Origin of the sequence: Comamonas sp. C11 (assembly GCF_024496285.1) — a bacterium.
Taxonomy (GTDB): domain Bacteria; phylum Pseudomonadota; class Gammaproteobacteria; order Burkholderiales; family Burkholderiaceae_C; genus Comamonas; species Comamonas testosteroni_F.
This window is the reverse complement of record NZ_CP101743.1, coordinates 729822-755906: the sequence shown is the minus strand read 5'-3', so window position 1 is coordinate 755906 and position 26085 is coordinate 729822. Positions and strand designations below refer to the sequence as shown.

At 60.4% G+C, this 26085-nt stretch carries 22 protein-coding genes; 11 read left to right on the top strand and 11 right to left on the bottom strand.

Going from position 1 to position 26085, the window contains the following annotated elements:
* Window positions 1–93 precede the first annotated feature (93 nt).
* Together NOX35_RS03410 and NOX35_RS03405 are read left to right on the top strand one after the other, a co-directional pair.
* Window positions 94–963, top strand: coding sequence for a hypothetical protein (locus NOX35_RS03410; protein ID WP_256495725.1), 870 nt, complete (start codon window positions 94–96; stop codon window positions 961–963).
* Between the two features lie 235 nt (window positions 964–1198).
* The gene (locus NOX35_RS03405) at window positions 1199–1906 is read left to right on the top strand and encodes a riboflavin synthase subunit alpha (protein WP_256495724.1); all 708 of its coding nucleotides are present in this window, start codon (window positions 1199–1201) and stop codon (window positions 1904–1906) included.
* A 57-nt stretch (window positions 1907–1963) separates the two neighbouring features.
* On the opposite strand, the gene NOX35_RS03400 is transcribed toward NOX35_RS03405, so the two are convergent.
* From NOX35_RS03400 to NOX35_RS03390, 3 genes are all read right to left on the bottom strand, one after another.
* On the bottom strand, window positions 1964–4447 hold the full coding sequence (locus NOX35_RS03400) for a heavy metal translocating P-type ATPase (protein ID WP_256495723.1): 2484 nt from the start codon (window positions 4445–4447) through the stop codon (window positions 1964–1966).
* A 417-nt stretch (window positions 4448–4864) separates the two neighbouring features.
* Window positions 4865–5635: a class II aldolase/adducin family protein gene (locus tag NOX35_RS03395; RefSeq protein WP_182285597.1), complete on the bottom strand. Its 771-nt coding sequence runs from the start codon at window positions 5633–5635 to the stop codon at window positions 4865–4867.
* On the bottom strand, window positions 5617–6498 hold the full coding sequence (locus NOX35_RS03390; RefSeq protein WP_256495722.1) for a TauD/TfdA family dioxygenase: 882 nt from the start codon (window positions 6496–6498) through the stop codon (window positions 5617–5619). The genes NOX35_RS03395 and NOX35_RS03390 overlap by 19 nt, the downstream gene beginning before the upstream one ends.
* 244 nt (window positions 6499–6742) lie before the next feature.
* On the opposite strand from NOX35_RS03390, the gene NOX35_RS03385 reads away from it, so the two are divergent.
* Complete coding sequence (locus NOX35_RS03385) at window positions 6743–7396, top strand: TetR/AcrR family transcriptional regulator (RefSeq protein ID WP_256495720.1); 654 nt, start codon at window positions 6743–6745, stop codon at window positions 7394–7396.
* 49 nt (window positions 7397–7445) lie between these two features.
* On the opposite strand, the gene NOX35_RS03380 is transcribed toward NOX35_RS03385, so the two are convergent.
* The 6 genes from NOX35_RS03380 to NOX35_RS03355 all read right to left on the bottom strand — a co-directional run bounded on the left by NOX35_RS03380 (window position 7446) and on the right by NOX35_RS03355 (window position 14073).
* The gene (locus NOX35_RS03380; RefSeq protein ID WP_371878516.1) at window positions 7446–9173 is read right to left on the bottom strand and encodes a biotin carboxylase N-terminal domain-containing protein; all 1728 of its coding nucleotides are present in this window, start codon (window positions 9171–9173) and stop codon (window positions 7446–7448) included.
* Window positions 9174–9311: 138 nt separating this feature from the next.
* Entirely contained in the window at window positions 9312–10937 is a 1626-nt protein-coding gene (locus tag NOX35_RS03375) for an urea amidolyase family protein (RefSeq protein ID WP_182287088.1), read from the bottom strand.
* A 5-nt stretch (window positions 10938–10942) separates the two neighbouring features.
* Window positions 10943–11710, bottom strand: coding sequence for a LamB/YcsF family protein (locus tag NOX35_RS03370; protein ID WP_182285594.1), 768 nt, complete (start codon window positions 11708–11710; stop codon window positions 10943–10945).
* A gap of 20 nt (window positions 11711–11730) precedes the next feature.
* A complete protein-coding gene (pcp, locus tag NOX35_RS03365; protein WP_182285593.1) occupies window positions 11731–12387 on the bottom strand; it encodes a pyroglutamyl-peptidase I in 657 nt (218 codons plus the stop codon).
* A gap of 16 nt (window positions 12388–12403) precedes the next feature.
* Window positions 12404–13357 carry a DUF979 domain-containing protein gene (locus NOX35_RS03360; protein WP_182285592.1) on the bottom strand — a complete coding sequence of 318 codons (954 nt, stop codon included), beginning with the start codon at window positions 13355–13357 and terminating at the stop codon, window positions 12404–12406.
* On the bottom strand, window positions 13354–14073 hold the full coding sequence (locus NOX35_RS03355; RefSeq protein ID WP_182285591.1) for a DUF969 domain-containing protein: 720 nt from the start codon (window positions 14071–14073) through the stop codon (window positions 13354–13356). Before NOX35_RS03355 ends, NOX35_RS03360 begins: the two co-directional genes overlap by 4 nt.
* A gap of 293 nt (window positions 14074–14366) precedes the next feature.
* On the opposite strand from NOX35_RS03355, the gene NOX35_RS03350 reads away from it, so the two are divergent.
* From NOX35_RS03350 to NOX35_RS03335, 4 genes are all read left to right on the top strand, one after another.
* Window positions 14367–15044 carry a GntR family transcriptional regulator gene (locus tag NOX35_RS03350; RefSeq protein WP_012836944.1) on the top strand — a complete coding sequence of 226 codons (678 nt, stop codon included), beginning with the start codon at window positions 14367–14369 and terminating at the stop codon, window positions 15042–15044.
* 171 nt (window positions 15045–15215) lie between these two features.
* Window positions 15216–16199, top strand: coding sequence for a TRAP transporter substrate-binding protein (locus NOX35_RS03345; protein WP_256495718.1), 984 nt, complete (start codon window positions 15216–15218; stop codon window positions 16197–16199).
* Window positions 16200–16279: 80 nt separating this feature from the next.
* Window positions 16280–16786: a TRAP transporter small permease gene (locus NOX35_RS03340; protein ID WP_034357232.1), complete on the top strand. Its 507-nt coding sequence runs from the start codon at window positions 16280–16282 to the stop codon at window positions 16784–16786.
* On the top strand, window positions 16779–18074 hold the full coding sequence (locus NOX35_RS03335; protein ID WP_182285589.1) for a TRAP transporter large permease: 1296 nt from the start codon (window positions 16779–16781) through the stop codon (window positions 18072–18074). Before NOX35_RS03340 ends, NOX35_RS03335 begins: the two co-directional genes overlap by 8 nt.
* A 415-nt stretch (window positions 18075–18489) precedes the next feature.
* Here NOX35_RS03335 and istB read toward each other — a convergent pair whose 3' ends face one another.
* Both istB and istA read right to left on the bottom strand, forming a co-directional pair.
* Window positions 18490–19275 (bottom strand): IS21-like element helper ATPase IstB, encoded by a 786-nt coding sequence (gene istB, locus NOX35_RS03330; protein WP_256493544.1) that lies wholly within the window; start codon window positions 19273–19275, stop codon window positions 18490–18492.
* Window positions 19265–20791, bottom strand: a complete 1527-nt coding sequence (gene istA / locus NOX35_RS03325) for an IS21 family transposase (RefSeq protein WP_256493546.1) — start codon at window positions 20789–20791, stop codon at window positions 19265–19267. Before istA ends, istB begins: the two co-directional genes overlap by 11 nt.
* 46 nt (window positions 20792–20837) lie before the next feature.
* Here istA and NOX35_RS03320 point away from each other — a divergent pair, with 46 nt between their 5' ends.
* From NOX35_RS03320 to NOX35_RS03305, 4 genes are all read left to right on the top strand, one after another.
* Window positions 20838–21731: a hypothetical protein gene (locus NOX35_RS03320; protein WP_256495716.1), complete on the top strand. Its 894-nt coding sequence runs from the start codon at window positions 20838–20840 to the stop codon at window positions 21729–21731.
* 173 nt (window positions 21732–21904) lie between these two features.
* A complete protein-coding gene (locus NOX35_RS03315) occupies window positions 21905–22918 on the top strand; it encodes an IS481 family transposase (protein WP_371878515.1) in 1014 nt (337 codons plus the stop codon).
* A gap of 258 nt (window positions 22919–23176) precedes the next feature.
* Window positions 23177–24382 carry an AAA family ATPase gene (locus tag NOX35_RS03310; protein WP_256495715.1) on the top strand — a complete coding sequence of 402 codons (1206 nt, stop codon included), beginning with the start codon at window positions 23177–23179 and terminating at the stop codon, window positions 24380–24382.
* The gene (locus tag NOX35_RS03305; protein ID WP_256495714.1) at window positions 24375–26078 is read left to right on the top strand and encodes a TnsD family Tn7-like transposition protein; all 1704 of its coding nucleotides are present in this window, start codon (window positions 24375–24377) and stop codon (window positions 26076–26078) included. Before NOX35_RS03310 ends, NOX35_RS03305 begins: the two co-directional genes overlap by 8 nt.
* Window positions 26079–26085 lie beyond the last annotated feature (7 nt).

The following is a 26085-nucleotide window of genomic DNA, read 5'->3' as shown; positions in this document are numbered from 1 at the left end:
GTGCATGGGAGAGGTACGTCCACGTCTTCGGCGTCCGTACTGTCACGCGCACCGCATCTTGCTCAAAGGACGATCCGGAGGTCAGCCATGGACATGGAACTCACTCAAAATTTCTTGCGCGGCAAAAATCCCTGTGCCATGGGTTATCGCTGGTTTGTACGCAACAACCTGGCCGGCGGCGACTACCAGGCGGCCATGGACACCCAGGTGGCCGCAGGCCGCGTGGAAGATGCACGCTGGCTGCTGGAGAACTTCGGCTCCACCAACAGCGTGCTGGAGCTCGAGCACCTGGAGGCCGACAACTTCGTCTATGCCGGCACGCTGATAGTGCATGGCGATGTGCGCGTGCCCGGCCAGTTGCTGGTGGGCCGCAGCCTGCAGGCGGGCGGCGGCATACGGGCGGGCAAGCTGGAAGCGGGCGAGGACATTCAATGCGGCGGCGCCATCTTCGCGGCTGAACTGCTGCAGGCCGGCGGCAGCATCAAGGCGGCCTGGAGCGTGGAAGTCGAAGGCGAGCTGCGCGCCGAAGACTTGCGCTGCGGCTGGGAGCTGAGCGTCGGCAGCCACGTGAAGCTCAAAGGCAATGCCCATATCGGCCAGCAAGTGCAGGTGCAAGGCGATATGCACTGCGGCAAGGGCCTGAAAGCGGGTGACGCCATCGAGGTGCAGGGCCTGCTCGATGTAGGTCATGGCATTGCCGGCAACGACGACATCCTGTGCGGCAACCATATTCAGGCCGGCTGGGGCATCAAGGCCCAGGGCGATATCCGCGCGGCCTGCAGCATCCGCAGCGGCGAGACCCTGCAGGCCGATGGCGAGATCGCGGCCGGCCCGGGCTACGGCGTTTTTGCCGGCATGAATGTGCAGATGCAGGCCTGGCCCGACTGCGCCTGGGTGCGTGCACTGAAAAAGCCCGAGGCGCTGATCAGCGGCTTCTGGGAAAATGCGGCGCTCACCCCCTGAGGCGCTGCGCGCCTGGGCGGCCCCGCCCTCCCCCTCTCTGGCTACGCCGAAGGGGGACGACACCCTCGGTGCGGGGCGGCGCGGCCGGCCCAGGCCCTTCCTCGGCGTCCCTGAGCAAGCGGCCCTTCTCACAGTGCAGCAGACGTTCTGCCCGCTATGCAGAACACAGGCAAAATAGCTTTTTTGACCCAAGGCCAGCGCCCGGCGCCAGCCTGTTGATAAGAGAGTCTGCCCCGTGTTTACCGGCATCATTCAGGCCGTGGCAACAATTGCCGCGCTGCGCGACCAGGACGGCCTGCGCACCTTCATCATGGAGTTCCCCGAAGGCTTCTGCCAGGATCTGGCCATTGGCGCCAGCGTCTCGCACGACGGCGTCTGCCTGACGGTGACCGAAAACCTCTCACCCACCAGCGCCAGCTTTGATGTGATGCTGCAAAGCCTGAACATCACCACGCTGGGCAGCTGCAAGGCCGGCGACACGCTCAATGTGGAGCGCGCCGCCAGGGACGGTGCCGAGATTGGCGGCCACCCGCTGTCGGGCCATGTGGACTTCATGGCGCCGCTGCTGGAGGTGATGCAGACCGAGACCAATCACAAGATCCGTTTCGGCATTCCCGAGGCCTTCCGCCCCTATGTGTTTGCCAAGGGCTATATCGCCGTCAACGGCGCCAGCCTGACGGTGGCCGAGGTGAACCGCAAGGAGGGCTGGTTCGAGGTCTGGCTGATTCCCGAAACCCTGCGCATGACGGTGTTCGGCGGCAAGAAGGTCGGCAATCTGGTCAATATCGAGATCGAACGCAGCACCCAGGTGGTGGTCGATACCGTGCGCGAAACCGTGGAGGCCAGCCTGGGCCGGCTCAAGCCCGTGCTCGAAGCCCTGCTGCAGGAAAAAGGCCTGAGCCTCGACGATTTTGTGGATGTGCCGCAGCTGCCCAAGCCATAGTCCCGGATGCGGGGCAAGCGTCAGAACATCTTCCGGCGCCCACCCCATGCCCTGCTTTCAGAGGACGGGTTTGAAGCGCTTGAGCCGCAGCGCGTTGGAGAGCACAAATACGCTGGAAAGTGCCATGGCTCCGGCCGCAAACACCGGCGACAGCAGCATGCCGTTGAATGGGTAGAGCAGACCCGCCGCCACCGGTATCAGCGCCACGTTGTAGGCAAAGGCCCAGAACAGGTTCTCTCCAATGTTCTTCATCGTGGCCTTGGACAGCGCGATCGCATTCGGCACGCCCGAGAGGTCGCCCGACATCAGCACCACATCGGCAGCCTCGATCGCGATATCGGTACCCGTGCCTATGGCGATGCCCACATCGGCCTCGGCCAGGGCCGGTGCGTCGTTGATGCCGTCGCCCACATAGGCCAGCGTGCCATGTTCGGCCTTGAGACGCTTAACGGTTTCGACCTTGCCGCCTGGCAGGACCTCGGCCACCACCTCGTCAATGCCCAGCTGCCTGGCGATCGCCTCGGCCGTGTGGCGGTTGTCGCCGGTAATCATGGCCACCTTCAGGCCCAGCGCATGCAAGGCATCGATCGCCGGCTTGGTGGTGGGCTTGATCGGATCGGCCACGGCAATCATGGCCGCCACCTTGCCGCCGATGGCGGCATACAGAGGCGTCTTGCCTTCGCTGCCCAGGCGCTCGGCCTCAGCCGCAAAGCCGTCAACACTCAGGCCGATTTCGCGCATGAAGCGGTCGGCACCAATCTCCACCTGATCGCCCAGCACCACGGCACGCACGCCGAAGCCGGTCACCGATGCGAAGTCGCTGATGGATGGAATCTCCAGTCCCTCTGACTTGGCAGCATCGACAATGGCGCGCGCAATCGGGTGCTCGCTGCGGTCTTCCACGGCAGCTACCTGCGCCAGAACGACGGCACGTTCAAACCCATCGGCCAGCACCAGATCGGTGAGCTCGGGACGGCCACGGGTCAGCGTGCCGGTCTTGTCCACCGCCACCACCCTGGCATCCTTGAGCTGCTGCAGTGCCTCGCCCTTGCGCAGCAACACTCCCATTTGCGCGGCACGGCCGGTTCCCACCATGATGGAAGTCGGCGTGGCCAGCCCCATGGCGCAGGGGCAGGCAATGATGAGCACGGCCACCGCATTGACCAGGGCAAAGCTCAGCGCGGGATCGGGACCCCAGACCAGCCAGACCACAAAGGTCAGCAGGGCCGCTGCCATGACGGCCGGCACAAACCACATGGTGATCTTGTCCACCAGGGCCTGAATCGGCAGCTTGCTGCTCTGGGCCTGCTCCACCATGCGGATGATCTGCGCCAGCAGCGTGTCTGCCCCCACCTTTGTAGCGTTGAAAGCCAGCGCGCCATTCTGATTGACCGTGCCCCCCACCACTTCGGCACCTGCAGCCTTCTCGACCGGCACGGGCTCGCCGCTGATCATGGATTCGTCGACAAAGCTGCGGCCTTCGATGACCAGGCCATCGACGGGAATGCGCTCGCCGGGGCGCACTTCGATCACATCGCCGGCGCGCACCTGGGCAATGTCGATTTCCTGCACCATGCCGCCCTTGCGCACGCGCGCAGTCTTGGCCTGCAGCTGCACCAGGCGGCGAATGGCCTCCGAGGTATTGCCCTTGGCACGCGCCTCCAGAAAGCGGCCCAGCAGGATCAGCGCGACGATGACGGCCGCGGCTTCAAAGTACACATTCACCGTACCTGCAGGCAGCCATTGCGGCACAAAGGTCGCGACCACCGAATAGGCGAATGCCGCCGAAGTGCCCACGGCGACCAGAGAATTCATGTCGGGCGCAGCGCGCAGCAGGGCGGGCACGCCTTTCTCGAAGAAGCGCCGGCCCGGCCCGAACAGCACCACGGCCGTCAGCGCGAACTGGATGTACCAGCTGTTCTGCGTGCCGATGCTGCCCGCAATCCAGTGATGGAAGGCCGGCACCATGTGACCGCCCATTTCCAGCAGAAACACGGGCAGTGCGAACAGGGTCGCAAAGATCAGCGAACGCTTGAGCGACTCGCGCTCCTGCGCCTGGCGCTGGGCTGTGGCGTCCTCGCCAGTCGCGTCGGCGCTGTGCGCAACGGGCTGCGCTTCATAGCCGGCCTTTTCAATCGCCGCGATCAGAGCGCCCACCGTCACGCCGCCCTGCAGCTGCACGCTGGCACGCTCGGTCGCGAGATTCACCACGGCGTTCTGGACACCGGGCACTTTCTTGAGCGCACGCTCCACACGGCCCACGCAGGACGCACAGGTCATGCCGCCCACCTGCAGGTCCACGCTTTGCGCGGGCACCGCGTAGCCCGCCTTTTCGATCGCCGCCACGGCCTGCGGCAGGATGGCCGCAGCCTGCGCCGGATCGGCCACGGTGAGGCTGGCTTTTTCCGTGGCCAGATTGACCACGGCCTCCTGCACACCAGGCACTTTCTTGAGCGCCCGCTCCACCCGGCCCACGCAGGATGCGCAGGTCATTCCTTCCACAGACAACTCAAAGGCTCCGCTTTTGGTCAGTGCATTCATCGCGTTCTCCATTCACGTTGAAGGCTACTGTAGAGATTGACATCATGTAAAGGTCAAGCCCTCGGCAAAAACCTCTGCCGCATGGTGCAAACATGCAATGCTTCAGCCTGTGTGCTGCGGCATTCCGAAATACTCCACCAGGTGCGCCTGGGCCTACGCGAGCATGTGCCCGCCAGCCTTTGCGGGTGGAGCTTGCCATGTACGGCATCAGCGCCGTATTGGGCAGGTCGACCAAAGCCTCGGACACTTGCGGCTCATGTGCGAACACATCCAATGCCGCAGCGCCTGCTGAAGTATTGAGCAGCGGACGCAGCGGTATCGGCAAATCATGGACGGACGGAAAGCGCTTTCGACAGATCGATGCAGTCTTCGCTTCGCGCCAGCAGCCAACGGTGCGAGCGCGAAGAGAGCCCGGACCTACTCCAGCACGCAGGGATCGCGGCGGATTTCCTCGCGGCACATGGCCTCCCAGAGAAAGGGAAAGCCGTTGAGGTCGGTGCGCGCTCCGGTGGCCTGGCTCACGGCATCGCTCAAGGGGGTGCCGCCACCGAGCGCCTGCACCCGCCAGGCCAGGCGGCAGCGCCACTCCAGCGTGATGGCACGCAGATGCGCCTGTCGAATGCTCTCGCCCACCACCAGCGCACCATGATTGGCCAGCAGCGCCCATTTGCTCTGGCCCAATGCGCTGGCCACGGCATTGCCCAGCTCGCGCTGCTCCACCGTACCCCGGTATTCGTCATAGACCACGGGGTCGGTATCGACCAGGGCCGAGGTCTGGTCATACACGGGCGGCACCCTGCCCGTGGCCGACCAGACCGAGCTCCATTCGGGATGGTTGTGGATGACCACGCGCACATCGTGGCGCTTTTCATGCACGTCCATGTGCAATCGAATGGCCGGAGTGATATTCCACTCGCCCTCGATCACCTGGCCTTGTGCATCCAGCCGCAGGATGTCCGAGGCCGTCAGCTCGCTCCAGGTCAGCTCCCAGGGGTTGGCAAGATAGCTGCCGTCATCCAGGCGCAGCGTGACGTGGCCCGCGATATGGTCGTTATAGCCTTCGCGCGAGAGCACGCGGCACAGCAGCGCGACCTGCTGGCGCTCGGTCAGTTGCGGCAGCAAAGGCTTGCGACCGGGACGGGGTGCGTATTTGGAGAGCAGCTCCTGATTCAAGCCGTCGTAGCGCATGCAACCCCCTGATTGTTGTGTGGATCGGCAGCCGCGGTCTGGCGCGCAAACACCGAGGCACGGTGCATGCGGCGCTGGTGCGGGGCGTAGTCCATGATGGCGTTGTGCACCACGCTGCGGTTGTCCCAGATCACCATATCGCCCAGTACCCAGCGGTGCTTGAACAGAAACTCCACCTGAATGCAGTGCGCGTGCAGATAGGCCAGGATGGCATGGCTTTCGGCCTGCGGCAGGCCATCTATATGCGTGACATAGGTGGGGCTGACGTAGAGCGCCTTGCGCCCCGTGAGCGGATGCACGCGCACCATGGGGTGCAACTGGCGACGGTTCTGCGCGACCACCTCCACATAGCGCTCGTGCGTGCAGATGCCATGCTGCAGCGCCGCCGTCATGGGCCTGTTCATGTCATGCCAGGCACTCAGGCCATCGAGGTACTGCTTCATCTTCGGCGAAAGCGCATCGTAGGCACTGGTCATGCTGATCCAGCAGGTATCGCCCCCCGTGGGCGGCAGGATGCGCGCATGGGTCATGGTGACTATGGGCGGACTGGGCAGAAAGCTCTCGTCGTGGTGCCACATATCGGCGCGGTCACCGAGCTTGGAGTCGATGACCGTGATCTGCTCATAGCCCTGCCCCAGATTGGGATAGAAAGTATGGACTTCGGCCTCGCCGAAATGCCCGGCGATCGCCAGATGCTGGTCGGGCGTCATATCGGGCACATGCAGCACCAGTGCTTCGTGCCTGAGCAGGGCGGCTTCCAGCTCCTGCAAGGTTTGCGCAGACAGCGGGTCTGCCAGGTCCAGCTTCAGCACTTCGGCACCGATGCGCGGGCCGAGAATCTGAACCGAGATGGGGGATGACATGGACTTTCTCCTCTATGCAATGTCTTGCCCGAGGGCAGCGCTTCCGTCTCCTCCACAGCGTCTGCCTCAGGCTTTGTCGGGCCGCTCCTTCGCGCTAGGATGGCGAGCAGCCTGATCCAAAGTCTAGGCACAGGGAGTGCGTTTTTCCACTCGCATTCCAGCGCCCTCAAAGACGTCGCAAGTCATTGATGGAAAAAGAGAAAATCAGCACCAACAGATCAGACAGAGTCAGGACTTGCATTTCATGGAAGCGCCCACCACCCCACGCCCCAAGGACCTTCTGCCTCAGCCACGCAAACAACCCACGCAGGCACGCTCCAGAGCGCTGGTCGATGCCATTGCCGAAGCCTGTTTGCGCCTTCTCGAAAAGGAAGGCGAGGACGCTCTCACGGTCAATCGCATTGCAGAGGTATCGGGTGCTGCCGTGGGCTCCATCTACCAGTACTTTCCCAGCAAGGAGTCCATGATTGCGGCGGTGTATGAACGCCTGCTCGACCAGGAATCCGAGCAGCTTTTTGCTATGCGCGAGCAATTGCAAGGCCTGTCGCTGGAGGCATTGCTACGGCAGGTGTTTGCCAACATGATCCGCGTGGAGCAGCGGCTGCATGGCCTTAGCAGCGCCTTTCATGCGCGCTACGGCTCGGCCTTGCATCTGGGCCTGTGGCATGCACCGCAGGCCAGCCGGGAGGAATTCATCAACACCACCTGGCTGCCGCTGCTGCAGATGCATGTCGCGGAGGTGGGAACCGACAACATGCCGCTGGCGGCCTATCTGCTGGGCCAGGGCCTGCGCGAGATCATCCACAGCGCCGTCCACGATGTGCCCGAGCAGGCCCGCTCGCCCGATTTTCTCGACGCACTGGTGGCCATGGCCATGAGCTGCGTGAAGCGAAGCTAAAAAACAAAGCGCGACACAGAGGTCGCGCTTCGAGCGGGGCTGGCCGAGCTTACCGGATATGAGCGATCACGGCGCTCAAGGCCTGCGCAGTGCCTGCCTGCGCGGCCAAGGTGACACGGCCGCTCTTGTGGGCCGAGACCTGCATTTCCATTTTCATGGCTTCCATCACGGCGATCACATCGCCTTCCTTGACCTCGTCGCCATCGGCGACCTTCCAGGCATGCAGATTGCCGGCAATCGGCGAGATGACCGCGTCAGGGTCCACGCTTTGCTGCGCGGCGGCCTGAGCCACGCCAGTCGTCGGTGCAGACAGACCTTGCAGCAGCATGGCGGGCAGGCCCAGTTGCACGCGGCGGCCGTCGATCTCGATGGCCGTGCGCAGCAGGCTGGTATCGGCCACAGGTTCGGCGCGGGCAGCCGCTGCCAGCGGCTCGGCAAACTCGGTCTCGATCCAGCGGGTGTGGACATTGAAGCCATTAGCCCCCACAAAGTCGGCCTGATTCAGCACAGCCTTGTGAAAGGGCAGCACCGAAGCCACGCCCTCGATGCGGAACTCTGCCAACGCGCGACGCGCACGGGCCAGGGCCTGCTCGCGCGTGGCCCCGGTGACGATGAGCTTGGCCATCATGGAGTCAAACGTGCCGGGGATCACCGAGCCGGTTTCGACACCGGAATCGAGTCGCACGCCCGGCCCAGAAGGCGGGGCAAAGCGCGTGATCAGACCCGGTGTGGGCAGAAAGCCGCGCCCCACATCTTCGGCATTGATGCGGAACTCGATGGAATGAGCCCGCGGCGTCGGAGTCTGCGTGAAGGACAGCGGCAGACCGTCGGCCACGCGCAGCTGTTCCTGCACCAGATCGATGCCCGTGGTTTCCTCCGTCACGGTGTGCTCGACCTGCAAGCGGGTATTGACCTCGAGGAAGGAGATGGCGCCATTGCCGCTGAGCAGAAATTCCACGGTTCCGGCGCTGATATAGCCTGCCTGCGCACAGATAGCCTTCGCCGCACTGTGAATGCGTTCACGCTGCGCCTCGGTGATGAAGGGTGCCGGCGCTTCTTCCACCAGCTTCTGGTTGCGGCGCTGCAGCGAACAGTCGCGCGTGCCCAGCACCACCACATTGCCGTGCGTGTCGGCAATCACCTGCGCCTCGATATGGCGCGGCTTGTCGAGGAACTGCTCGACAAAGCATTCGCCACGGCCGAAAGCCGTCACGGCCTCGCGCACGGCGGATGCATACAGCTCGGCCACTTCGTCCATGCGCCAGGCGATCTTCATGCCACGGCCACCGCCGCCAAAAGCGGCCTTGATGATGATGGGCAGACCATGCTGCTGGGCAAAGGCCAGCACTTCGTCGGCATCCTTGACGGGATCGGGCGTGCCGGCCACCAGCGGCGCACCGACCTGCAGTGCAATCTTGCGCGCCTCGACCTTGTCGCCCAGCTTGGCAATGGTGTCGGGACGCGGACCGATCCAGATCAGCCCCGCATCCAGCACGGCCTGCGCAAAGGCTTCGCTCTCGGACAGAAAGCCATAGCCGGGATGGACGGCATCGGCGCCCGAACGCCTGGCGATCTCAATCAGCTTGGCGATGTTCAGATAGGTGTCGGCAGGCTTGTCGCCATCGAGGCCGTAGGCTTCATCGGCGCGGCGCACGTGCAGGGCATCGATATCGGCATCGGCATAGACGGCGACGGACTTCACTCCGTAATCCGCGCAGGCTCGCGCGATGCGTACGGCGATCTCGCCACGGTTGGCAATCAGAACTTTGGTAATCATGGTTGCCACCTCAGGAAGCGTAAGACAGGGTTGCGAGACCGCCGCCTGCTGCGCGGGCCCGGCAATCTGGTGAAACCGCTGCTGCGCAGCAGTTTTCGCCACGGTTGGCAATCAGAACTTTTTTCATCAACTCACTCCTCACTCCGCGGCTGCTGGCATCAGCTCTGCAAAGGCGCGTATGGGGTTAAAACGAATCCAGGCTCCTACGGGAATCTGCCCCGCAAGATCCAGATGATGGGGTGCCACGCAGCCGATGACGGGATAGCCACCGGTCAAGGGGTGGTCGGCCAGAAACAGCACGGGCTGGCCGCTGGCAGGAACCTGGATGGCCCCCAGCGGCGTGCCTTCGCTGGGCAGCTCGCTGCTCACGGCGCGCGTCAGCGCCTGCTCGCCGGCAAGGCGCAAGCCCACCCGATTGGACTGGGGCGTGACCTGCCAGCGCTGGCCGGCCAGCAAGGCCACGGCCTCGGGCGTGAACCAGTCGGTGCGCGGGCCCAGCTCCACATCCAGCACCACCTCGCCGTCTGGGGCCGGCAGCTCCTGCACCGGCAGGGCCAGCTCGCCCACCACGGCATGGCGGGCCGGCAGCACTGTCAGCAACTGGCCGCTGTGCAGGGCGGGAGGGCCGACATGGGCCAGGGTGTCCGTCGAAGCACTGCCCAGCACGGGAGCCACCTCATAGCCGCCACGCACCGCCACATAGCAGCGGGCACCGGCAACGGGTTGGGCCAGGCTCAGCGTGTCGCCATCGGCCAGCGCAATCGCGGCATGGCGCGGCGCAGACCAGCGGCGCCCGTCGGCTGTGGAGATGCTGATGGGCGCATCTGCGCCCGTCACTGCAACGACGTTCTCGCCCACGCTTTGCAGCGACAAGCCGCCGCCTACCGTCTCCAGCACCGGCAGTTGGCTGGCATTGCCAACCAGCCGGTTGGCCGTCTTGAATGCAGCCTGATCCATGGCTCCGGAGGCCGAAACGCCCTGCCCGGCCTGGCCGTGGCGCCCCATGTCCTGGAACAGCGTGAGCAGGCCCGTGGCGCGCACATGCAAGGCGCAGCCATTGAAATTCGTAGCTGCTTGCGCCTGATCATTCTTGATCTCAGATACTTTTTCATCTGAAATCGAATCAGAGAAATCGCTAGCAGCTACTTTTTGAGTAGCTGCATCGACAAACTGCACGCGGTAGCCGGGCTGCAGCAAGGCAGGCAGATCGCGCGCCAGATCCCACATGGCGGCATCGGTCACGCCGATGATCTGCCAGCCGCCGGGGCTGGCCTGTGGATAGACCGCGCTGAAGCTGCCGGCCAGCGCCACCGCACCGGCCGGAACCTTGGTGCGCGGCGTGGCACGGCGCGGCACGTTGAAGACGGGGTCGCCACCGCTCAGATAGGCAAAGCCCGGCGCGAAGCCGGTAAAGGCCACCGACCATTCGCTGCCGGTGTGGCGGCGCACCACTTCCTCGGCCGTGAGGCCCAGGATCTGCGCGACTTCGGCCAGATCCTCGCCCTCATAGCGCACGGGAATCTGCACCAGCACATCCGAGCGCTGCACGCTGCCGCTCAGGTCGCAGGCGGCAATGCGCCGCACCAGTTGCGCCGCGCCGATGATATGAGGCGCGAACTGCACAAGAATGGTGCGCGCGGCAGGCACGAGCTCCTGCACGCCTTCTATGGGCTGGGCCTGCAAGGCACCCAGCAGCACCAGCGTCTGCTGCAGATCGGCCAACTCCACCAGGATGGCCTGGCGGTTGACGGGCAAAAAGCGCATGGTGCTCATGACGCTGTTTCCACGAAGGAGGTGATCTGCACGCCCTCCTGCTCGAAACGCTGGCGGATGTTGCGCGCAATGGCCACGGCACCGGGACTGTCGCCGTGCACGCAGATGGAATCGGCCTGCACACGCACCAGGCTGCCGTCCACGGCCTCGATCACTCCATCACGCACCAGCGTCAGCATGCGCTGGGCAATCAGGTTTTCGTCGTGCAGCACGGCGCCGGGTTCGCGGCGCGAGACCAGGGCGCCGTCGGGCGTATAGCCCCGATCGGCAAAGGCCTCGGCCACTACGCAGAGGCCCGCATCGCGGGCCCAGGCTATCAGGGGCGCACCTGCCAGCGCCATCAGCACCAGCTTGGGATTGATGGCCTTGATGGCATTGATCACATCCATGGCCTGACGCCTGTCCTGGGCAATGGTGTTGTAGAGCGCGCCGTGCGGCTTGACGTACTGGACACTGGTGCCGGCCGCCTGCGCAAGGCCCTGCAGAGCGCCGATCTGGTAGATCACGTCGGCCACCAGATCGCCGCTGGCCACATCCATGTTGCGACGCCCGAAACCCGACAGGTCGCGGTAGGCCACATGTGCGCCGACGACCACGCCGCGCGCCTTGGCAGCCCTGAGCGTGGTCAGCATCCCGGCCGGGTCGCCAGCATGAAAGCCGCAAGCCACATTGGCGCTGCTGACGATGTCCAGCATGGCCGCATCGTCGCCCATGCGCCAGGCGCCGAAGCTCTCTCCCAGATCGCTGTTCAAATCCATTTTCATCATTCGTCTCCCGGTCGGCATCAATGCAGCTGGCCTGCAGTTTCACGCAGGTCCTGGTGCACGGTCATGGCCGTGCGAATCGCTTCACGTATGCCTTTGATCTGCAGGTCCAGGGCCATGCCTGGCTGCGATGCCACTTGCCCTGGCATGACAGGCGTGTGGATAAAACCGCCACGCACGCCTGGTGCGCCACGGCGGTGCAGGCGATGCATGAGCGCGTAAAAGATATGGTTGCAGACAAAAGTGCCCGCGGTATTGGAAACCAAGGCCGGGACACCCAGGTCGCGCATGTTGCGCACCATGGCCTTGATGGGCAATGTGGAAAAGTAGGCCGCGGGCGCATGGGCCACCACGGCCTCGTCCACGGGCTGTTTGCCCGCGTTGTCGGGAATGCGCGCGTCATCAATGTTGATGGCCACGCGTTCAGGCGTGATCTCCGAACGCCCCCCGGCAAAACCCAGGCAGATCACCAGAGTCGGCTGCAATTCGGCCAGGGCTTCATCCAGCGCCAGGATGGCATCGCCAAACACACAGGGCAGCTCGACGGAATGCACCAGGCCACCGGCAATCACTTCGCCATTCAGCGCTCGCGCCACTTCCCAGGAGGGGTTGATCGGGTCCTGATCGAACGGCTCGAAGCCGGTGAGCAGAATGCGGGAAACGGTGGGCGCAGTCATGGCAAAACTCTAACAATCAGCGGAACATCAGGAAATTGAGCAGGAACACATTGACGATCAGCAGCGTGATGGCCGTGGGAACCTGCGCACGGATGACGGCATTCTTGTCAATTTCCAGCAGTGCCGCGGGCACCAGGTTGAAGTTGGCCGCCATGGGCGTCAGCAAGGTGCCGCAGTAGCCCGACAGCATGCCGACCGCCGCCATCACGGCTGGATCACCATGGTAGACGCCAACCAGCACAGGCACGCCCACACCGCCCGTCATCACCGGAAAGGCTGCAAAACCATTGCCCATGATGACGGTGAACAGCGCCATGCCGATTACATACACGGCCACGGCCACAAAGCGCACATCCATGTTGATGTAGGTGGTGGTCACATAGGCCACGGCCTTGCCCACGCCGGCATCCGAGAACACCAGACCCAGCATGCCCAGCATCTGCGGCAGCACCAGGGCCCAGCCCAGTGCATCGATCAGGCGGTGCGACTCGCGCAGGCCCTGCACCGGCGTCTCGCGCGTCATCTTGCAGGCCAGCACCAGCGCAATCACGCAGCCGATGCCCAGACTGACCAGCGTGCTGTTCTTGGGGTCTATCAGCGGAGTGCCGCCAAAGACCAGATGCTTGGCCGACAGCGTGCCCACCATGGTGATCAGCGGGATGGCCAACGCCGGCACGAACAGCTTGTTGCCCAGGCGCCTGGCGCTTTCCAGGTACTGTGCATCGGTGCGCGGCTGGTGCTTGCCGCCCATCACGCCGCCGAAGCCGGCAATCAGGGCCATGACGACCGCGACCGCCCCCACCCATACGGGCGGCAGCAGATCACCGACGAGGAACACCAGCGCATACAGTGCCCAGAACAGGCCCGCCGAGAAACGGCGCGGGTTGCTGCCATCGCGCAGCGTCATCAAGGCCGTCACCGCCAGCACCAGGCCGACGAGGTAGTACAGGTATTGAATGGTGATGGTCATGCCTGTTCTCCCTGGGCAACTTTCTTTTCCGCAGCAATTTCACGCGCCAGCTGCTTGTCCAGGCGATGCAGGCGGAAGGCATGGATGGCAAAGGCCGAGACGGCCGTGGGAATGCCCCACAGCGCGACATGGATCGGCTCGACCTCGATGCCCGCCTCCTTCAGGAAAGTGGTCATCAGCACGATCGCACCGAAGGCCACGAAGATGTCCTCACCAAAGAACAGACCCACGTTGTCCGTGGCAGCCGACATGGCACGCAGCTTCTCGCGCACCTTGCCCGACAGCTTGCCGTAGCGGTTTTCCGTCGCGCCTTCGGCCATGGGGGCCAGCAGCGGACGCACCATCTGGGGATGCCCGCCGAGGCTGGTCAGACCGATGGCTGCCGTCAGCTGACGTGCTGCCAGGTAGACGATCAGCAGGCGGCCGGCGGTGGCCGACTTGATGGAGCTGATCCAGTTCTGCGCATGCTGACGCAGGCCATGGCGCTCCAGCAAGCCGATCACGGCCAGGGGCAGCAAGATGATGAGCGGCAGATTGCGGGTCTTGATAAAGCCGGTCCCGATGGCGGCCAGAACCTTGTCCAGCGGAAAGCCCGCCGCAAAAGCTGTGCCGATGGCGGTCACGATGACCACCAGCATGGGGTTAAAGCGCAGCGCGAAGCCGGCAATGATGATGAGCACGCCGATCAGCGGCCACAGGTTTACGTCTACAGGCATGGAAGCCTCCGGAAATCACGCCCTGATCCGCTGCGCGGCGGGCTCTACCAAAGACGGGAACGCTATCGGCAACCCCGCCCAGCTCTTTTGAAGAAGGCTGGGCAGCTCTGCTTCAGAGCTGCCTGATTCCTCAAATTGTTGAACAATCAATTCAGATTGATTCCACAAATGAAATTGTTTGCAGAACAAATAGACTTTGTAATAGAGCAAACCCTAGGTCTCACCATTCTTTTGAACTTCTCTGAGTCAACAGAACGATGGCTACACTCTGGCGACAGTCAAAAGGGAATGCCATGAAAGTCGCAGCAGAGGTCCAGAACCTGACCGAACGCATCGCCGAAGAAATACGCAGCCAGCTGGTCAAGGGCGTGCTGAGCCCGGGCCAGCGACTGTCCGAAGCAGCACTCAGCGAAGCGCTGGATATTTCGCGCAACACCTTGCGCGAGGTGTTCCGCATGCTGACCAAGGAAGGTCTGCTGGTACACGAGCCCAACAAGGGCGTATCGGTGGCCGTGCCCAGCATGGCGTCCATCATCGACATCTATCGCGTGCGGCGCATGATCGAGTGCCAGGCACTGGCACAGGCCTATCCCATGCACCCGGCGCTGACGCGGATGCGCGAGGCCGTGGAAAGCGGCCAGCGGCACAGCGAGGCCGAGGACTGGTCCGAAGTGGGCACCGCCAATATGGCGTTTCACAAAGCCATCGTGGCCCTGGCCGACAGCGAACGCCTCAATGAGATGTTCTCGCATCTGCTGGCAGAGCTGCGCCTGGCCTTCGGCCTGCTGCGCGACCCGCATTTTCTGCATGCACCCTATGTGAGCATGAATCTGAAGATTCTGCAGATCTTCGAAGCCGGCAGGCCAGCAGAGGCGGCGCAGGAACTCAGCGCCTACCTGGTGCATTCGGAGCGCATCATTCTGGCCGCCTATGCGCGGCGTCTGGCAGAGGCGGGAATCAAAGCCCCTTGAGGGATCTTGTTCAACAAAATGCCATTTTCAATAGAAAAAAAGCAATGAAACACCCTACGTTTCCTTGAAACTCGTTGAAATCCCTCATGGATGTTTGTTGAGACAAATGCTACTTTTGGCACAACTCTTGCCTGAGTTCATTCGTCCGCATCTCTTATCCGAGGAGTTCTCATGAAGCGTCGCATTTTCTGCGCCACCGCAACCTTGCTCGCCGGCATCGGCATTGCCGGTCATGCAATGGCACAAACCAAGTGGGATTTCGCCACCGCATACGGGCCTGGAAACTTTCACTCCAAGAACAACGAACTGTTTGTGAAGGATGTGGATGCTGCCACGGGCGGCAAGCTCAAGATCACGCCGCACTTTGGTGCATCGCTGTTCAAGATGCCCGAAATCAAGCGTGCCGTGCAGACCGGCAATGCACAGATGGGTGAATTCTTTCTGGTGAGCTTTCAGAATGAGTCGCAGATCTTCGGTGTCGACGGACTCCCGTTCCTGGTGAGCAACTATGACGATGCCTACAAGCTCTATCAGGCTCAGAAACCCGCGCTGCAAAAGCTGCTGGACAAGCAGGGACAGGTGCTGCTGTATTCAGTGGCATGGCCTCCCCAGGGGATCTACACCAAAAAGCCCGTCAACTCCGCGGCCGATCTCAAGGGCATGAAGTGGCGCGTCTACTCCCCGACCACAGCCCGCATTGGCGAGCTGATCGGCGCCCAGCCCGTGACCGTGCAGGAGGCCGAGCTGTCCCAGGCGCTGGCTACGGGCGTGGTGGATGGCCTGATTACCTCCAGCGCAACCGGTGCCGACAACAAGCTGTTTGAAAGCCTGAAGTACTACTACAACGTACAGGCCTGGATTCCCAAGAATGCCGTGACCGTGAGCAAGAAGGCCTTTGGCGCACTGGACAGGAGCACGCAGGAGGCCGTACTCAAGGCCGCTGCCGCCGCCGAGCAGCGCGGCTGGAAAGAGTCCAGGGAAGTGGATGCGCGCTCGATTGCAGCCCTCAAGCAAGGCGGCATGCAGGTCGAGCAGCCGTCCGCCCAGCTCAAGGCCGACCTGGGCAAGATCGGGGCGACCGTGATCAAGGAATGGACGGACAAGGCCGGTGCTGACGGCCAGGCCATTCTCGACGGCTACAAGGCTGGCAAGTAAGGCGCAGATTGCATCTGGCCGCCCGGTCCTGGCATTTGGTGCCGGGCGGCCGATGACCACAGCCGCTCAGGAAGACAAGTATGCGCAAGTTACTCAACGGCCTCTATGACGGCAGTGCCTGGCTTGCCGGCATCGCCATGATCGGCGTGCTGGCGATGGTGCTGCTGACCATCACCAGCCGACTCTTCGGTTTCAGCGCCCCGGGCACCGATGCCTACGCAGGCTACGCCATGGCCGGAGCCGGCTTCATGGCCCTGGCCAGCACCTTGAAGAAAGGTGAACATATCCGCGTCACCCTGTTGCTGGGCGCGCTCAAGGGCAAGGCCTACAAGGCGCTGGAACTGACCGCCCTGGGCATCGCCACCATTCTTTCGGCCTTTCTGGCTTTCTATTCCACGCGCCTGGTATGGCAGTCCTGGGAGATCGAAGACATCTCCGTGGGCATCGACGCCACACCGCTGTGGATTCCGCAGATTTTCATGGCTCTGGGCACGATTGTTTTCTTCATCGCGTTCTGCGACGAACTGGTGCTGGAGCTGCTGGGCAAACGCAAGGCGGTAGAGAAGGAGGGAACCCCTCATGAATGAAATCACCGCAAGCATTGCACTGATCGTGGTGCTGCTGGTCCTGCTTGGCGGCGGCGTCTGGGTCGGACTGACGCTGGCGGGCGTTGCCTGGTTCGGCATGGAGTTCTTCACCGCGCGCGCTGCGGGCGATGCCATGGCCATGACCATCTGGAGCTCTGCCAGCAGCTGGACCTTGACGGCTTTGCCGCTGTTTGTCTGGATGGGCGAGATTCTCTACCGCACCAATCTGTCCGAGAGCATGTTTCGCGGTCTGGCCCCCTGGGTCAACGCGCTGCCGGGCCGTCTGCTGCACACCAATGTCATCGGCTGCACGATTTTTGCGGCGGTGTCCGGCTCCTCGGCCGCCACCTGCGCCACCGTGGGCAAGATGAATGTGCCCGAGCTGCGAAAGCGCGGCTATCCCGAAAACATGGTGATCGGCTCACTGGGCGGCCCCGCCACACTGGGTCTGCTGATCCCGCCCTCCATCATCTTGATCGTCTATGGCGTGTCGGCCGAGCTGTCGATCTCCAAGCTCTTCATGGCAGGCGTGCTGCCAGGCATCATGCTGGCACTGATGTTCAGCGGCTGGATCATGGTCTGGGCCTTGATGCACCCGGACAAGGTGCCCAAGGCCGACAGCTCCATGAGCTTCAAGCAAAAAGTCTACGAGTCGCGGCACCTGATCCCAGTCGTGCTGCTGATCTCGGGTGTGATTGCCAGCATTTACAGCGGCATTGCCACCGCAACCGAAGCGGCCGGCATAGGCGTGACGGGAGCGCTGATCCTGTCGGCCCTGCAAGGAGCTCTGACCTGGAAGAACTTCAAGGAATCGCTGTTCGGAGCCACCCGCCTGTACTGCATGATTGCGCTGATCCTCGCCGGAGCAGCCTTCATGACCTTGTCCATGGGCTATATCGGCCTGCCGCGCCAGTTGGCCGAATACGTGGGCAGCCTGAACCTCTCGCCCGCCATGCTGATTGCAGTGCTGGGCCTGTTCTACATTCTCATAGGCTGCTTTCTGGACGGCATCTCCACCATCGTGCTGACCTCCAGCGTGGTTCTGCCCATCATCCAGGCCGCAGGCATCGACCCACTATGGTTCGGCATCTTCCTGGTGATCACGGTGGAGACCGCCCAGATCACGCCACCGGTGGGCTTCAACCTGTTCGTGCTCCAGGGCATGACAGGCAAGCAGATCACCTATCTGGCCCGCGTCTGCGCACCGTACTTCCTGCTGATGGTGCTGGCACTCGTGATACTGTGGTTCTTCCCGCAGATCGTGACCGTGCTGCCCAATAATATGTAAGCAAATTCGCTCTGCACAAACGCCCCGAAAGGGGCGTTTTTCATGGGCGAACCAGAATGGCTGCATGCAGGCCAGAACATGTAGGTTTCAGCGCCGGGATGTGGATGCCGAATCCCTCTGACAGGGTGTTACGAAAAATGCGCACTACGCTGTTAGATTAGTCGGGTTAGCCATCCAGACACATCGCAATGAAAGAAAAAATCAACTTCATTGAGAGGGAGCGCCTCTACCGACATGAACTCAAACGCCGCCGCGTGAAGTTTCTGCCCATGCAGGTACTGCGCCGGGTCTTCAAAGCGGCAGGAGTCTAGCCAGCGCTGAAGCCAGCCTGTTAATTTCCACGCAAAACTGACCCGCCATTTCCATCTCAAACTGACCCACTCCTTGACTTGAGCCGTAAGGCTCAAGATGTGGATTAGGTTTTGTTTCTCTCCTTCTTCATGGGCGGTTGTTGGACTGCACTGCTGTGCTTGAAGCGGTAGCTATCGTTGCCTGTTTCCAGAATATGGCAGTGGTGGGTCAGGCGGTCCAGCAGGGCCGTGGTCATCTTGGCATCACCAAACACGCTGGCCCATTCGCTGAAGCTCAGGTTGGTGGTGATGACTACGCTGGTGCGTTCGTAAAGCGTCGAGAGTAGATGAAACAGTAGCGCACCACCAGATGAGCTGAAGGGCAGATAGCCCAGCTCATCGAGTATCACCAGATCCGTATGCACCAGCCTGTGGGCGAGCTGTCCGGCTTTGCCTTGCACTTTCTCTTGCTCCAGGGCATTAACTAACTCAACAGTAGAGAAGAAGCGCACCCTTTGACGGTGGTGCTCAATGGCCTGAATACCCAGTGCTGTAGCAATGTGCGTCTTGCCCGTGCCAGGTCCACCGACAAGCACCACGTTGTTAGCCTTCTCGATGAACTCACAGCGATGAAGGCTGCGTACCAAGGCTTCATTGACTTCACTGTGTGCGAAGTCAAAGCCTGCCAGATCTCTGTAGACCGGGAACCTGGCGACCTTGAGTTGATAGGCAATGGAGCGCACTTCTCGCTCAGCACTCTCGGCCTTGAGCAGTTGCGACAGTATGGGGTGTGCTGCTTCAAATGCTGGTGAGCCTTGCTCTGCAAGTTCTGTCACGGCATGGGCCATGCCAAACATCTTGAGTTGGCGCAGCATGATGATGATCGCAGCAATGGCGGGGTCATGACGCATGGCGCACCTGTCGGAGTTGGTCATAGCGCACGACGTTGGCTTGTGGCTCAACGATCAAGGCCAAGGCTTGGGGTGAATGGATGGGGTCAGGCTCCGGTGTTCCATCAATGAGGCGGTGCAAGATATTGATGATGTGGGTCTTGCGGGGTGCGCCATCCTCCAGTGCCAACTCGACAGCGGCCAGGACGGCTTGCTCATCGTGCTGCAACACCAAGGCAAGAACTTCCACCATCTCGCGATCGCCGCCAGGTTGCTTCAGGAGCAAAGCTTGCAGTCGTTTGAATGCGTCTGGCAACTCGACAAACGGCGCACCGTTGCGCAATGCGCCAGGCTTGCGCTGCAATACGGCCAGGTAATGGCGCCAGTCATAAACCGTACGCCCAGAGCCTTGGTGATTGCGCTCAATGATGCGCGGGTGTTCGCAGACGAACTGACCTTCGGCCACGACAACCAGGCGGTCGGCATAAACCTGCAAGCTCACGGGCCTGTTGGCATAAGAGGCCGGCACGCTGTAGCGATTGCGCTCGAAGTGAACTAGGCAGGTGGGAGAGACTCGTTTGGCATGCTCGACAAAGCCGTCAAACGGCCGAGGCATGGGCATCAAAGTTGAGCGTTCTTGCTCCCACACATCAGCAAGTGAGCCAGGCAATTGGCCATGCGCAATCTCTTGCCATAACTGCTGACACCGTTGCTCTAGCCAATCGTTGAGGGCACTGAGTGTCGGAAACGCTGGTACAGATTGCCAGATACGATGGCGAGCGTCCCGAACATTCTTCTCGACCTGTCCCTTCTCCCATCCCGAGGCCGGATTGCAAAACTGTGCCTCGAACAGGAAATGGCTGGCCATAGCACTGAAGCGGGCGTTGACCTCTCTGAGCTTGCCACGGCCGACACGATCGACGGCTGTGCGCATGTTGTCGTAGATCCCCCGCCTAGGGACGCCTCCAAACACCGCAAAGGCACGGTTGTGGGCATCGAACAGCATCTCATGGGTTTGCAGGGGATAGGCCCGCAGATAGAAGGCTCGGCTGTGGCTGAGCTTGAAGTGAGCCACTTGCAGCTTGGTGCGTACACCCGCGATGACAGCCCAATCCTCGCTCCAATCAAACTGGAAGGCTTCTCCAGCGCCGAAGACCAGGGGCACAAAAACGCCTCGCCCTGATGTTTGCTCAGCCACATGACACTGAGCCTTCCACACTCTGGCAAAGGCAGCGACTCGGTTGTAGGAGCCGGTATAGCCCAACCCCTGCAAGTCCACAAACATCTGCTTGATCGTGCGCCGCTGCTTGCGAGAGCGGTTGACTTCTGTACGCAGCCAGCCTGACAGCTTGCTGGCGTAGGGGTCGAGCTTGGTGGCAATGGTGCGCTGTGCAAGTTGAGGTTGCACAACGTCGGAGCGCAAATACTTGCGGATGGTATTGCGAGAAAGCCCAGTTCTGCGGGCGATCTCTCGGATGGACAGGTGCTCACGCAGAGCCCAGCGCCGGATGACACTCAAAGTGGCCACGTCAATCACTCCTGGTCTCCTGCTGCACAAGAAAGCAGCAGGCTAGGGTTAATGCGTGGGTCAGATTGAGATGGAAAAACCGGGGGCTAGTGGGTCACTTCTGGGTGGAAATCAACAACCTGGAAGCACTGCAAAGGCCGATGCGTTTGAAAGCGAATTTCAACCGATCATTAAAGAAGGTGCCCCCAGCTATGCGGGTCAGTCAAAGGCATCCATCGAAACGCTGCATCCGAAATCGGTCAAATTAGAGGGGCGTCCCACATATCGGGAAACACGTCTATCGATTCCCCAGTTGGCTATCCAGGAGATTCTGCGCGCGGTGGCCGACAACCACTGCACGGACATTACCGATCGCATCAACAACGAAGCTCTCGCGGAGCATCTACAACCCACCCCCGTCTCGTTGTGGAACTACCTCAGCAAAAAAGGACGGAATTACGGCATCTGCATGGGATTTGAAGAGGCCGTACGCACGTATTTAGATCCAATCACCGTCACGGTCAAAGACGACGCCGTCTATTTCAAGGAAGCGCGGTTCGACTCCGCCTCGCTCCAGCAGTCCGGTGCATTGCAGAAGGCTCACAACCTAGGTCGTTATGCCTTGCAGGGCTTCATGCTCAATGTTTGTGTTCGTCATCTGTGGATTGACATTGGTGGTGCATTGATCCAGGTAGATGCAACACTCTCCATTCGTGATGATGACGAGCAGCTCTACCTTTCAGCCAATGAAGTTGAACAGTTGCAGCAAATTCGTCGTGATGAAAGGCTGGCCCTTCAGGCCCACAAAATCGCTGCACGTGCCGAGTACGAAGAAATTTTCCAGAACCATACCGGACAAGCCTTTGAGCAAGCTGTCCTGAAATCTGGTCGAGCAAAGCGCTCTAAACCGAATTCTGTCAAAGAGCGGCAGGAAAGCATCGGCTACCTTCGGGCAGGAGGCAGACGATGAGTAAATCTCAGCCCTGGCTCAGTTGGTTTGCACGCCACCAATCCGATGACCTAATTTGTAGAAGTTCAGACTTGATCTGACAGTGTGCCTTGCCAACAGGTGAGGTTTCCCGTTTTGATAAGGGTACGAATCTTTATCAATCCGGGCGCGCAAGCGCCCAACGGAGAAACCTCATGAATAGTTTCAACCAAACCATCATCCGGCACAAGGTCGGCCTGCTCAACCTGGCCAGCGAGCTGGGCAACATCTCCAAGGCGTGCAAAGTCATGGGCGTCTCCCGTGACACTTTCTACCGCTATCAGCATGCCCACGAAGAAGGCGGCGTCGAGGCCCTGATCCAGACTTCAAGGCGCAAGCCCAATCTCAAGAACCGGGTTGATGACGCCATCGAAGCGACCGTTATTACCTATGCCCTGGAGCAGCCAGCGCATGGACAGTTGCGTGCCAGCAATGAATTACGCCAGCGGGGCATCTTTGTGTCGCCATCCGGTGTACGCTCCATCTGGATGCGCCATCAACTGGCCAGCTTCAAACAGCGTCTGTCAAACCTGGAGGCCGAGGTCGCCAAGACTGGCGCTGTGCTCACCGAAGCCCAGGTGACAGCCTTGGAGAAAAAGCGTGAAGATGAGCTGGCCTGCGGAGAAATCGAAACCGCCCATCCCGGTTATCTGGGTAGCCAGGACACCTTCTATGTGGGCTCGATCAAGGGAGTCGGGCGCATCTACCAGCAGACCTTTGTGGACACCTATTCCAAATGGGCCGCTGCCAAGCTCTACACCACAAAAACGCCGATCACAGGTGCTGATCTGCTCAATGACCGGGTGCTGCCGTTCCTGGCCGAGCAAGGCATGGGGCTGTTGCGAATCTTGACCGACAGGGGCACGGAGTATTGCGGCAAGGCCGAAACGCATGACTACCAACTGTACCTAGCCGTCAATGACATTGAACACACCAAGACCAAGGTGCGTCACCCGCAGACTAATGGCATCTGCGAGCGATTCCACAAGACCATCCTGCAGGAGTTCTACCAGGTGACGTTCAGGCGCAAGATCTACCGGTCCATCGACGAGCTGCAAACGGATCTGGACGACTGGATCAATTACTACAACAGCCAGCGCACGCATCAGGGCAAGATGTGCTGCGGCAGGACGCCGATGCAAACGCTGATGGATGCAAAGGAGGTGTAGGACGACAAGGTAAAAGAGCTGAATTAATCTGACAGCCGTACCGTCCGAAACGGGAGCAACTGTCAGATCAGATCGGAACTTCTACACCTAATTCGTACTGCGGCATACCTTCCAGTCAAACCAGTACGCGGCCTCAGCTCACTTACCGTGAACGATGCCTGCCAAAGATTGAATGCTGGTTGGAGTACAGCATTTGTACCTGGTCCACAGCATATCCAGATACTGCGCAGTCTATTGGACCGCGCTCATGCATACGCAATGGATCGCTATCCATCTGTCACGGATTACAACCGCTTGCGCTCGGCATCTCCGCCAACCAAGAAGTGCATTCAGCCGACTCTCTGCCTGACAGGCCTAGCAGGAGTCAGCAAATCTTCCCTGATGCAGGCCTTGGAGCGTATTTGCCAACTTGAGCATGGCCCTGAGTACCTCACCGATGGGCAGCAACTACGCATCACCCCTGCTCGTCGACTTGAAATTGATGGCCAGTCTGCACTACAGGGCGTTCTCAGAAGCATGGCCAATCCGCTGGCACTGCAAGGCCGAAAGAAACTCTCAACTGACGCGCTCATGGAGCATGTTCGGGACTGGTTACTGGCGACCGCGACCAGCATTCTCACAGTCGACGAGATGCAGTTTTTCACACAAAGCAGCTCAGCCAGCACAAAGACTTCGCAGCTCATCATGGCGCTCGCAAACCTTGGATCGCCCCTTGTATATGTCGCGAATTTTTCGCTGATCAGAAAACTCACTCAGAGGCCGCAGGAGGAACGAGACCGCTTATTGTCAAACCCCATCGTGCTGCATCCACCTACGGCTGGCGACCCATGGTGGATCTCATGTCTAAGTGAGTATCTGAGCATTTGTCCAGCAACCTTCAGACTCAACGTAGAGGCTGATGCGCTTGAGCTCCATAGATACACCGCAGGATTGTTTAGAGCCCTACGTCACCTGCTGCTACAAAGCTATAAGGAGACACGCGCCGAAGGGAAGTTGCATGTGACGATAGATGATGTGCGTCGCAGCTATAAAAGCTCGGCCTATAGCAGCCATCGCAAGGACGTCGAGGACCTCAATTCTCTGTCTGTCTCAGACTACCTATTGGAAAAGCGATCTGATTTGGTATGTCCATTCATGGAGCTCCGCCCCCACACCATATCGAAGACAAAAGCTACCGCGAGTCACCTTTCATCGGCTCGAAAGCCATGGCCTGAACTTGACATTCCATCAGCCATGGTTGAAAGCACCCTGAGTAGCGGCGCGAGGAAGAAGCTAAAAGCTCTCAGAAGCACTACTGATCAGCCTTCAAGCGAACCAAGCTCAACCACCGTAATCCGATTACCTCGACGTGAACCCGTTTCTGCACAATCGCTTTTGCAAGGTGCACAGACTTTGCGGGAAGCCCTGAAAGATACGCGTCGAACAACGAAGCCCGTGACGAAGCCGGAAAGCCACGATGCATGATCAAACTGCGCTTGGTGGCTTTGAAATCCAGATCACCCCATTTCCGGATGAAACGATCTTCAGTTGGTGCAGCCGATACCACCGATTGGCAGCCAGCGCCTTTGACAGAGTGACTGCACTGCACCTTTTTGGTACCGCACAAACAGCAATCACGCACGACTTCACTGCCCACCTAGACACCCTGGCTACCAGGGCCAACGGAGCGCTAGGAAGCAGCCTGGATATCGTTCAACAACGAACCCTGCTGCCGTTTTACCTATCGTTTAAACCCGCAAGAATTGGCTTAGAAGCAATCTCTGCAATGCAAGGGTATGGCATTGCCCACATGAAGTATCGACTGGGGCTTCTGACGAGCGGATTAGGGGCCGCTCACCCACTGAAATTTTGTCCACACTGCATGCAAGAAGACCAAAGGCAACATGGATGGTCTTTTTGGCGGCGAAGTCAGCAGTTACCAGGCGTTTGGCTATGCCGCAAGCACCTCCAAACACTCCAAGTTTCATCACAAAAGGGGCGTTCTGGCTGGCTACTACCCTCCGAAGCCTACTGCCAAGAAGTTCCCAGCCTTCAAGCACTTTCGCCAAACCAGCAAAGCTGGCTCCTAAAACTGGAGGCCATGGCATCTGAATTGACTTTGCGCCCCCTTGGTAGTCTGGACGATCCCGTCCGAATAGGTGATATTTTTAGACGGCGTCTTGGTGAGATGGGCGCAACTACAGCATCTGGTCGCCTGCGCAGGTCAAGTCTGACTCCGACGTTAGAAAAGCTATCAAGTCATTTGAGTTGTCTTCCTGAGCTGGCACATCAGTCGGACTCAACTCTATTGAACAGCCAGTTGCTTCGCCTGATCTCTGGCCGTTCTCTCACCCATCCATTGCGATATTTGGTATGGATCGCAACGTGGTTTAGTACCTTCGATGAATTTCTGAAAGCTTATGAGGTCGAAGCGGAAAGCTCTGCTGAGGTCCCAGCAACACGTGATGCAGAACCGACCAATCGCTTAAGCCTCAGCAAGTCTCAAAAATATTTTCTTGAAAGAGCTTTGCAAGGGTCTATCTCACTGAGTGCTGCCGCAAAAGCAGCCAATGTCGATTACACAACTATGGCCCATTGGGCTAGCAAGCAGGCACATGAGCCTAAGAGACGCCCAAAGACACTACTGCAGCCTTGTTTGCGAGAAGCCATCACGCGACTTACTCAAGGACAAGACAAAGGGAGGGTGGCATTGGATCTAGGGGTCTCAACCGCCTCCGTTACCAGAATTCTGCGCACGGTCCCCAATCTCCAAGCGCAATGGCACGCTGCCAAGCACGAGCAACGCCGTGCCCATGCACGCGACTCCTGGAGCAAAGTTGTTGGCTTGCAAGCTTTTCTTGGCATCAAAGGCCTCAGATGCCTACAGCCAGCGGCATATGCATGGCTCTATCGCAATGACCGGATATGGCTTATCGCTAGTACTCAGTCGATCAGTCAACGTAAAGGCGCCAACCATGCAGCCGTTCGAATTGAAAATTCGGATGCCCGCATCGCCAAGACGCTGCGAAATTTAACGGAAAAATTCACAGCCACCAGAAAATGGAGCCTAGATGAAATCAGCCTCTCGATTCCGAAAATTAACCAAGTGCTTCAAACCCCAGAGAGATGGCCTGAAACAATCAAAGTGCTGCGCTTCCTTCTCAACGCAGAGCTTCACTGACTGCCAA

Coding starts and splice junctions, on each gene's coding strand:
- NOX35_RS03335 (WP_182285589.1), top strand. CDS start 16,779: ATGAATGAAATCACCGCAAGCATTGCACTGATCGTGGTGCTGCTGGTC.
- NOX35_RS03305 (WP_256495714.1), top strand. CDS start 24,375: ATGCATGATCAAACTGCGCTTGGTGGCTTTGAAATCCAGATCACCCCA.
- NOX35_RS03400 (WP_256495723.1), bottom strand. CDS start 4,447: ATGAATGCACTGACCAAAAGCGGAGCCTTTGAGTTGTCTGTGGAAGGA.
- NOX35_RS03375 (WP_182287088.1), bottom strand. CDS start 10,937: ATGCGCTTTTTGCCCGTCAACCGCCAGGCCATCCTGGTGGAGTTGGCC.
- NOX35_RS03395 (WP_182285597.1), bottom strand. CDS start 5,635: ATGCGCTACGACGGCTTGAATCAGGAGCTGCTCTCCAAATACGCACCC.
- istB (WP_256493544.1), bottom strand. CDS start 19,275: ATGCGTCATGACCCCGCCATTGCTGCGATCATCATCATGCTGCGCCAA.
- NOX35_RS03410 (WP_256495725.1), top strand. CDS start 94: ATGGAACTCACTCAAAATTTCTTGCGCGGCAAAAATCCCTGTGCCATG.
- NOX35_RS03385 (WP_256495720.1), top strand. CDS start 6,743: ATGGAAGCGCCCACCACCCCACGCCCCAAGGACCTTCTGCCTCAGCCA.
- NOX35_RS03350 (WP_012836944.1), top strand. CDS start 14,367: ATGAAAGTCGCAGCAGAGGTCCAGAACCTGACCGAACGCATCGCCGAA.
- NOX35_RS03355 (WP_182285591.1), bottom strand. CDS start 14,073: ATGCCTGTAGACGTAAACCTGTGGCCGCTGATCGGCGTGCTCATCATC.
- NOX35_RS03380 (WP_371878516.1), bottom strand. CDS start 9,173: ATGATTACCAAAGTTCTGATTGCCAACCGTGGCGAGATCGCCGTACGC.
- NOX35_RS03315 (WP_371878515.1), top strand. CDS start 21,905: ATGAATAGTTTCAACCAAACCATCATCCGGCACAAGGTCGGCCTGCTC.
- NOX35_RS03345 (WP_256495718.1), top strand. CDS start 15,216: ATGAAGCGTCGCATTTTCTGCGCCACCGCAACCTTGCTCGCCGGCATC.
- NOX35_RS03340 (WP_034357232.1), top strand. CDS start 16,280: ATGCGCAAGTTACTCAACGGCCTCTATGACGGCAGTGCCTGGCTTGCC.
- NOX35_RS03360 (WP_182285592.1), bottom strand. CDS start 13,357: ATGACCATCACCATTCAATACCTGTACTACCTCGTCGGCCTGGTGCTG.
- NOX35_RS03310 (WP_256495715.1), top strand. CDS start 23,177: ATGGATCGCTATCCATCTGTCACGGATTACAACCGCTTGCGCTCGGCA.
- NOX35_RS03370 (WP_182285594.1), bottom strand. CDS start 11,710: ATGAAAATGGATTTGAACAGCGATCTGGGAGAGAGCTTCGGCGCCTGG.
- pcp (WP_182285593.1), bottom strand. CDS start 12,387: ATGACTGCGCCCACCGTTTCCCGCATTCTGCTCACCGGCTTCGAGCCG.
- NOX35_RS03390 (WP_256495722.1), bottom strand. CDS start 6,498: ATGTCATCCCCCATCTCGGTTCAGATTCTCGGCCCGCGCATCGGTGCC.